The organism is Myxococcus vastator, from assembly GCF_010894475.1.
Lineage (GTDB): Bacteria > Myxococcota > Myxococcia > Myxococcales > Myxococcaceae > Myxococcus > Myxococcus vastator.
On record NZ_JAAIYB010000364.1, the window covers coordinates 1 to 8,729 of the forward strand.

6 protein-coding genes and 2 pseudogenes are annotated in these 8,729 nt (G+C 71.0%); 2 read left to right on the plus strand and 6 right to left on the minus strand.

Translation table 11 applies throughout. From position 1 onward, the window contains the following. Positions 1-867, plus strand: a pseudogene (locus G4D87_RS28180) (response regulator); the annotation flags it as partial. Positions 868-910: 43 nt separating this feature from the next. Here the strand turns inward: G4D87_RS28180 and G4D87_RS28185 are convergent. The 6 genes from G4D87_RS28185 to G4D87_RS28210 all read right to left on the minus strand — a co-directional run bounded on the left by G4D87_RS28185 (position 911) and on the right by G4D87_RS28210 (position 8,246). Beyond that, on the minus strand, positions 911-2,044 hold the full coding sequence (locus tag G4D87_RS28185; protein WP_163785807.1) for a hypothetical protein: 1,134 nt from the start codon (positions 2,042-2,044) through the stop codon (positions 911-913). After that, entirely contained in the window at positions 2,041-2,811 is a 771-nt protein-coding gene (locus tag G4D87_RS28190) for a type III pantothenate kinase (protein ID WP_163785812.1), read from the minus strand. Before G4D87_RS28190 ends, G4D87_RS28185 begins: the two co-directional genes overlap by 4 nt. A 13-nt stretch (positions 2,812-2,824) precedes the next feature. Next, on the minus strand, positions 2,825-3,829 hold the full coding sequence (locus tag G4D87_RS28195) for a biotin--[acetyl-CoA-carboxylase] ligase (protein WP_163785808.1): 1,005 nt from the start codon (positions 3,827-3,829) through the stop codon (positions 2,825-2,827). 30 nt (positions 3,830-3,859) lie between these two features. Beyond that, positions 3,860-4,495, minus strand: a complete 636-nt coding sequence (locus G4D87_RS28200; RefSeq protein WP_163785809.1) for a hypothetical protein — start codon at positions 4,493-4,495, stop codon at positions 3,860-3,862. Beyond that, a complete protein-coding gene (locus G4D87_RS28205; protein WP_163785810.1) occupies positions 4,473-5,390 on the minus strand; it encodes a HEAT repeat domain-containing protein in 918 nt (305 codons plus the stop codon). Before G4D87_RS28205 ends, G4D87_RS28200 begins: the two co-directional genes overlap by 23 nt. Before the next feature lie 66 nt (positions 5,391-5,456). Beyond that, positions 5,457-8,246, minus strand: a complete 2,790-nt coding sequence (locus G4D87_RS28210) for an HTH domain-containing protein (protein ID WP_163785811.1) — start codon at positions 8,244-8,246, stop codon at positions 5,457-5,459. A 98-nt stretch (positions 8,247-8,344) separates the two neighbouring features. Here G4D87_RS28210 and G4D87_RS39035 point away from each other — a divergent pair. Continuing rightward, positions 8,345-8,729, plus strand: a pseudogene (locus G4D87_RS39035) (outer membrane protein assembly factor BamB family protein); the annotation flags it as partial.

Genomic DNA, 8,729 nt, shown 5'->3' on the forward strand with positions numbered 1-8,729 from the left:
GCGCCGGCCGCCGACGCCGCGGAGCTGCGCAGCCTGCGCACGAGGGTGGCCGAGCTCCAGGCCGAGCTCGACGACTCACGCGGCATGGCGTCCCACGCCGAGGAGCGCGTGCGGGACCTGGAGGCGCAGCTGGAGAGCCACGCCACGGAGCTGGAGACGGCCCGGGCGTCCTCGGGGAAGAACGACAAGGACACCTTCGCCCTCCGCGACGCGGCCAACAAGAAGGACAAGGAGATCCTCCGCCTCAAGACGGAGCTGAACCAGAAGGACCAGGAAATCCTCGAGCTCAAGGACCAGAGCCTGGAGCTGGAGCAGAAGGCCAGCACCGCCGAGTCCGAGCTCGCCCAGCGCGACGCCCAGCTCAAGACGCTGAGCGCCCGGGCGGAGTCGCTCGCCACGGACCGCAAGCGCGTGGACCAGCAGCTGGCCGCCGCCAAGGACGAGGCCCGGAGCGCGTCCGCGCAGCTCACCGCGCTGCAGACGGAGCTGGACCAGCACCAGGCCCAGGCGCATGCCTACGCCGCGGAGCTGGAGGACCTGCGCGCTCGCGCGGGTCAGCTGGAGGCGGACGTCCAGGCCGCGCAGCAGGAGGCCGAGGACCTGCGCGTCCAGTTGGGCCAGGCCCAGGTGGAGCTGTCCGAGCAGGGCAGCCGCGCCAGCGCGGAGGCCGAGGAGCTGCGCGGCCGCATCTCCGAGCTGGAGGCCGCCACGGCCCGCGGCGAGGAGCGCGTGACGCGCCTCTACGCGCGCATCAAGAGCGAGGAGAAGCTGCGCGAGAAGACGAAGAAGGCGCTCGTCATCGCCCAGCAGCTCCTGGAAGAGCCCGCCTCCTCGGTGGCGGACGACGCCAGCGAAGCCGCGGCCTGAGCCGCGCGCCCCGGGCCACCCGCGCCCGGGGCACCGCCGGCCCCTACCCCTGCTTCTTCGGGGCCGTCTTCTTCTCGTGCAGCTTCTTCGCGAAGCCCTGCACGGCCGCGGGCACGTTCTTGTCGCGGCTGAGGTCCTTCAGCTCGGCGTCGCGGAACGCGTTGAGGAACTTCATGGTGACGGTGAGCGGGACCTTGGGGTTCTTCACCAGCGCCATCTTCACCTTGTGGTTCTTCGTCCACTCGCGGTTGCTGTAGATGACGCGCAGCACGTCATCCATCATCGCGCGGTTGGTGGCGCAGGAGAGCACCTCGCCGTCGGTGATGCGCGGGCTGCGGATGACGGCCACCGCCACCAGCTTGTTCGTCTCGCGGATGAGCGCGGTGCGGGCTTCCTTGTTGCCCAGCGTGGCCAGCTTGATCTTCTCCGCGATGGACATGCGCATGATGCGCTGGGCCAACGTGAGGCGCTTGCCCTCCTCCATGGGCGCGGCGGCTTCGTCCGCGGCCTCCTGGAACTCTTGAAGCACCTCCTCCGCGGTGGGGCCCTGCGGCGGCGGCGCCTCCGCGGCCTCGGGGCCGAAGACGCGCACCCGCGCGTCCTTCATCTGCGGCACGTCCATCAGCGTCAGCCCGCTGCGCACCGCGAAGTCGCAGACGCTGTCAATGAGCGACACCGGCGCGCTCGCGTTGGCGCAGAGGTTGCGGAGGATGTCCTCGTGGCGCAGCAGCCGGAGCTGATTCTGTCCGATGATTTCCGCCAGCTTCGGGTCGCAGTCCTTCGCCACGTCCGCCACCGCGTCATCCGGCGTGCTGGCGTTGAGGACCAGCATCTCCGCGTAGGCCGCGTTGCCCTTCACGAGCCCCAGGAGGTACCCGAGCACCTGCGGCTGCACCTCTTCGTCGCGCAGCGCGGAGCCCAGAATCCTGTCCGGCAGCCCCGCGGCCGTCTTCGCCGCCGTCTCGCGCACGCCCGGGTCCGGATCGAACGTGAGCATGTAGAGCGCGCCCACCATGTCGGACGGGCTGAGCGGGACGAGCGACTTCGCCGCCATCATCCGCAGCGGCACCGGCGCCGCGGGGTCCACGTGCTTGCGCAGGTTGGGCGGCAGGAACTCCGCATCGAAGGGGCAGCCCGGGGGCGGCGTCGGGACGGCGTTGGGAGCGGCAGGGGTCATGACGCGTGATTCCTTCCGTAGATGATGCGCAGGCCCTCGAGCGTGAGGAGCTCATCCACCTGGTGGATGACCTTCGACTCGCTGGCCACCAGCGACGCGAGCCCTCCGGTGGCGACGACCTTCACCGGAAAGCCCAGTTCGGCCTGCATGCGGGCGCAGATGCCGTCCACCATGCCCACGTAGCCGTAGACGAGCCCGGCCTGCATGGAGTGCACGGTGTTGCGCCCGATGACATGCGGCGGCCGCGCGAACTCCACGCGCGGGAGCTTGGAGGCGTTCTGGAACAGCGCCTCCATGGAGATGTTGATGCCGGGGCAGATGCAGCCCCCCAGGTACTCCCCCTTCGGCGACACCGCGTCGAACGTCGTCGCGGTGCCGAAGTCCACCACCACCACGCCGGCGTGGTGCTTCTCGTAGGCGGACACCGCGTTGACGATGCGGTCCGCGCCCACCTCCCGGGGGTTGTCGTAGAGGATGGGCATGCCCGTCTTCACGCCGGGCCCGACGAACATGGGGCGGACGCGGAAGTACCGCTCGCTCATCTTCTCCAGGTTGGACTGGAGCGGCGGCACCACGCTGGAGACGGCGACGGCGGTCACCTTCGCCGGGTCGATGCCGCGGTGGGTGAAGAGCTGGCGGACGAGGATGCCGTACTCATCCGAGGTGCGGCGCGTGCTGGTCTCCACGCGCCAGTGGTCGAGCAGGCGCCGGCCCTCGAACACGCCGAGCGCGGTGGTGGTGTTGCCGACGTCGATGGCTAGGAGCATCACACCGCGCACTCTACCGCCGTGGGCGAAGCTGCTCCACGTCGCCCGCCAACACGCGCTCGAGCGAGCCCTCCGCCGTCCGGACCAGCAGGGCCCCGGACGGGTCGATGTCCTCGGCCCGCCCCCGCAGCTCCTGCCGGTCGGTGCGCACCAGCACGTCCTGCCCCAGCGTGGATGACAGCGCCTTCCAGCGGGCACGCACCGCGTCGAAGCCCGTGTCCAGGTAGAGGTCCAGCCACTCCTCCAGCCGCGTCCAGAGGGCCGCGGCGAAGCGGGCCCGGTGCACCGGCTGCCCCAGGGCCAGCGACAACGACGTGGCGGTGGCCCGCAGCGCCTCCGGGAAGTGCTCGGCCTGGGAGTTGAGGTTGACGCCCACGCCCACGATGACGAAGTGCACGCGCTCGGGCTCGGCGGACAGCTCGGTGAGGATTCCCGCGACCTTGAGGCCGTCGATGTGGACGTCGTTGGGCCACTTGATGGCGGCCTCCACGCCCGCGTCGCGCAGCGACTCCGCCAGCGCCACGGCCGCCACCAACGTCAGCTCCGGCGCGCGCTGGGGCGGCAGGTCCGGACGGAGGATGGCGGAGAAGTAGAGGTTGAGGCCCGGCGGCGACACCCAGGTGCGGCCCCGGCGCCCCTTGCCCGCGGTCTGCTGCTCGGCCACCACCACCTCACCGTGCTCGGCGCCGTCCTGGGCCAGCCGGAAGGCCTTCTCGTTGGTGGACGGCAGCGCTTCGTGGTGATGGATGGTGCGGCCCAGGTCGTGGGTGTCCAGCAACGGGCCCACCTCGAGCGCGGTGAGCCGGTCCGGCACCGCCACCAACCGGTAGCCTCGCGCGGACACCGCCTCGATGCGGTAGCCCTTCGCGCGCAGGGCCTCCACGTGCTTCCACACCGCCGTGCGCGACAGCCCCAGCTTGTTGGAGAGCGCCTCACCGGAGGTGTAGTCGCTCCCGCTCTCCGACAGGAAGCTCAGGATGAGCGCTTCCTGGGTCTGCTCGTTCGCATTGGCGGCCACAGCGGCACCTCGTGGAGATTCTCCACCGTATCAACCCGAAGGCGGCGCCGCGCCGTCCCGGAGCTGCCACGCCGTCAGCTCCAGGGAGGTCTGCGGCATCAGCTGGCCGTTGGTCTCCACGGCCATTTCGATGCGGACCATGCCGACGCCGGGCGCGAACGTCATCGTGTTCACCAGCGTGGCCTTGGCGTCCACCCGGTTGCGGCCCTCCACCTGGACACAGCTCGGGAAGGTGCCCGCGGGCGTCTCACAGGGGTCCCCCGCCTGGACGATGTGGTAGCGCTCCGTGGAGGACACGGACACCACGTTCGTCCACGAGTGCCCGGTCCGCACCGGACCGCGCAGCAGGTAGCGCTTGGGATCTCTCAAGCCATAGCCGTCCAGCGAGAGCTGACCGCCCTGGCTGTCATGGAAGACGCCGGCCTCTTCCTTGAGAATCTCCACGGTGACGCGTTTGTCGTCGCGGCCGTTGATCCGGTAGGTCCAGCTGTTGCCCACCGCGAGCGGGTAGTACACGGACACGTCGTCGGTGCTGGCGCTCGCGCCCGCCGCCGCGTCGACGTTCTTGGAACAGCCCGTGCCCAGCACCAGGGCCGCCAGCACCGCGGCCCCGCCCATGCCGAATGAACGCTTCATGTCGATGTCAGTCCGCGCGGCTGGGGCCACGCGCCTCCGCAGATGAGTGCTTACGTGATGCGTAGAGCGTGTCCAGCGCCTGTTGCGCGGCGGCCTGGACGGTGGGCGCATCGTGCCCCTGCGCCATCGTGTAGAGGTAGGCCTCCGCCTCCGGGCCGCCGATTTCGCCCACCGCGAAGACAATCTCCTGCACGAAGCCCAGGTCACGGCCACGCGCCAGGTCGATGAGCACGGGCACCGCGACCCGCGCCTTCATCTCCACGAGCGAGCCCATCGTCCTGCGCACCGTCTCGGCGTCGGTCGCTTCCTTGAGCCGGTCGATGAGCAGCGGCGCGGCGGCCGGGTGCTGCCGCTCCGCCAGCGTGCGGAGGCTGAACTCCCGCACTCGCGAGTCCGTGGCCTTGAGGTCCAGCACCAGTTCCTCATCGGTGCGGTCCAGCGCCGTCAACTGCATGACGGTGGACTCGGTCACCTGGCGCAGCACGTTGGCCAGTGCCGTGCGCATGGCCTCCTGCCGTCCCGCGGGCGAGTCCTCCTCGACGGGCGCCTCACCCAGCCCGACCAGCTCGTAGCGCTGAGGCAGACGCCCGCCAAAGCGCTCCAGGACCAGGTTGGCGCCCACCTCGGCGAAGCTGCGCGGGTCACCGTCCTTCAGCACTTCGCGGGTGAAGGGCACGTCCAGCGTCAGGCGCCAGGGCCGCTCCTCGCGAGGCGCCTCCGCGCCCTTCTGCTCGAAGCGGCCGGAGTCTTTCAGGGCGGCGGTGAAGAGCGTGGCCACGCCCTCGGGAGCAAGTCCCAGCAGGGCGTTGTCCCGCAGGGTGGCTCCGGAGAGCTCCACCGGCGCCACCGGGTAGCGCGGCGCCCGCCATCGGCAGGCACCGAGCAGCAGGACGACGCAGGAGGCGAGCAACAGGACCGGCTTCATCGCTCCCCAGGCTAACACCTGGAGAGCGGTGGCGCCGACCAATCCCTCACCCCCTGGCGTGCCGCGTCAGCTATCGCGCTCCCCGGCCGGTCCCTTGGGGGGCACGGATGCGTCAGCGGACGGCTCACCCTCGGTGGGAGAGGAAGCAGGCTCGCTGGCCTGTGCGCCACCTTCGGATCCGGAAGACGCCTCCGTCGCGGCACCGGGGGCCACTTCGCCCGCCGAGCCATCCGGCACGCCCGCCTGCGTCAGCCCTGCCACCGGAGCAGCCGATGACGTCCCCTCGGAAGGAGCAGTCCCGAACGCATCCGCCTGCGTGGCGACGCCCACGGACGCGGAGGCCGGCGCGGAAGTGACGCCACGGTCCGCCGAGGCAAGCGCTTCGCTCGACACGGCACCAGGGACAGCAGCCGAGCCCGCGCCACTGTCAGCGCTCGCCGTCTCTCCAGCGACGCCCGTCTCTCCACCAGTGCCCACGGCCGAGGCACCGGCCTCGCCAGCGACACCCGCAGCGTCCGGAGCGGAGGCACCCGCGCCAACGACACCAGCACCCGAGGGAGCGGCACCTGCCTCACCCGTGGCACCAACGGCACCCGCAGCCGAGAAACCGGCCTCGCCAGCGGCACCACCAGCACCCGCGGCGGAAACTCCCGCCTCACCGGTTGCACCAACAGCACCTGCGGTGGACGCATCTGCGGCACCCGCAACTGAGGCACCGGCCTCGCCAGCGGCACCAACGACACCCGCCTCGCCAGCGGCACTCGCAGCAGAGGCACCGGCCTCGCCAGCGACACCAGCGCCACCCGCAGCAGAAGCACCGGCCTCGCCAGCGGCACCAACTACACCCGCCTCGCCAGCGGCACTCGCAGCAGAGGCACCGGCCTCGCCAGCGACACCCGCAGCAGAAGCACCGGCCTCGCCAGCGGCACCAGCGACACCCGCAGCTCCGGCCTCGCCAGCGGCACCCGCAGCAGAGGCACCCGCCTCGCCAGCGACACCCTCGGCACCCGCAGCTCCGGCCTCGCCAGCGGCACCCGCCTCGCCAGCGGCACCCGCCTCGCCAGCGACACCATCGGCACCCGCAGCTCCGGCCTCGCCAGCGGCACCCGCCTCGCCAGCGGCACCGGCCTCACCCGCGCGGCTGCCACGGCCGCGACGGCCCCGGCGGCGACGGCGGCGACGCTTGCGGTCACCCTGTGCTCCTTCGGCACCGGCGTCCGCAGCCCCATCGGGACGCGCACCACCTACGAAAGCGCTGGCGGCCTCGAGGTCGTCATCCTCCCCGTCCTCGTCGTCGTCCTCGTCATCGTCCTCGCGGCCCTGCAGGACCGGCGCGGCCGGCACGGGAGCGGCTTCACGCACATCCCCGGCGGGAGCAGCCGAAGCCTCCTCGGTGGAAGCCTCCGCGGTGGCCTCGGCTTCACGCGCCTCACGGGCCTCGCGCTTCTCACGCTCACGGCGGCGCTTCTCACGCGGGCGCTCGCGCTCCGGCGCGGCAGCGGCCTCGGTGGGCTCCTCGCCTTCCCGAGCCTGCTTCTCGCGCTGACGCTCCTCGCGGCGCTTCTGGGCCTCCTCGGCATCCAGCTTCGCGGCGTCGAAGAACGTCTCGTCGACCTCGTACAGCGCGACCTGTGTGACGGAGACGGCCGTCTCCGCTTCCAGGAACTTCTCGCCCAGTGCGTCACCGCACCAGAGCATCACCAGTGAACCATTGGCCTGCGCCTCGGTGCGCGCATCACCGCGCACGTCACCCGCGCTCACCAACAGACCCACCTGCGCCGAGTAGTGGCCCAGGTCACGCCGCAGCTCCTGCACCGACTTGCGGTCGATGCCGGGCGTGCCCTTCAGCATGCGCACCGCGTAGCGCAGCTCCACGCTGCCCTCGCGCTTGCGCGCCGTGAGCAAGGGCCCTTCCTTGGACCGCTTGGCCACCTTCAGCTCGCGGAAGCCCAGGCCGTGCATCATCTTCACGACGGACTTCTCGAACGTGCCGACGTCCAGCTCGCCCAGGCGCTTGCGCAGCCCACGCGCCACGGAGCGGCGCGCGTCCTTGAGCGCGGCGCGCAGCGTGGACACCAGCGCGGCATCCGCCGGGGCCTCGCCCGCGGCAGCCGGCTTGCCCAGCACCGGACGGCCCGCCTCCAGCGGGATGCCCAGCGCCTGCGCGAACGCGGCCTGGAGCTCCAGCGGCGGGGCCTCGCTCGGGGCGCCAGCGCGCTCCAGCGACACCTCTCCAGAGTCCTTGCTGAAGGCGTACTGCGGCCGGCGGCCCGCGTCGATGCGACGCTGGTTGTCCTCCAGCAGCGCGGTAAGCACCGCCTCCACCGTGGTGTCCTCGGCGCACAGCTCCTTGGCCCGGGCACGCTCGATGATCTGCTCGGTGCGCAGCCCGATGTCCGACTCGCTGAGAATCTCGAACACCACCTCGGGCAGCGGCGGGAAGCGCTTGCGGCGACCGCCACGCTCCTCGTCCTCGTCGCGGCGGCGCTTGCGCTCACTGCCACGGCCCGCGACCCGCACGTTGTCCGTGCGCGGCTCCGGGTGACGCTCCGCCGGACGCAGCGGCGGCAGGTCTTCTTCAGGGTGCGGCTCCACCACGCCGGTTTGAGCCAGTGCCTCGACGTCCTCGGGAATCGACCAGTCGACCAGCGCGAAGGTGTCCTTCGCCGTCACAAGCACCTTGCGATCCCGCGTGCGGCGCGCCATGGCTGCGAGGCGCGACAGCATCGTCACCTCAGGCGTCTTGCCCACGTGGGAAAGCAGGCTCTGCTGGATGGACTTCTCGGTAATTTCAAGGAAGTGGAGGGGACGACCTTCGCTCTCCAGGATGCGGAGCGCGGCCTCGTAGAATGTCATCGAGTATTCCCCAGGAATTCCGAACGGTTACAAAAATGTAGGTCCGTATAGGCGGCGGATGCTAGCCATCGCTAAACTGGCTTGTCAACGAACGCAAGATGACCCGCATACGCATCGGACAGCGCTGGAAACGCGAACCCGCAGCTTCCCCGCTCGATTCCATCGCACTGGAATTGGACGGGGTGGACCTTCTGTCCGGGGCCGTGGAGGAGTCTCTAGCAGAAGTCGTCCCTTCCCTGGTGCGCTCAGTTGCGGCGCTCGCGGGTGGGCGGCAGAAACTGGCCCAGGTCTCCCTGCCCGAGGCCCACCTGGAGCTGGTGCTCCGCCGCATGGGGCCGGAGGTGGAGCTGCTGGTGGCCAACCTCTCCCGCCCTGCCCGGCTGATGCGCCCGCCCGTCCGGGTGGAGCTGGAGGAGCTGGTGGAGGCGGTCCGTGAAGCCGGCGAGCGGTTCCTCGCCGACGTCACCCGGGCCGGGCCCAAGG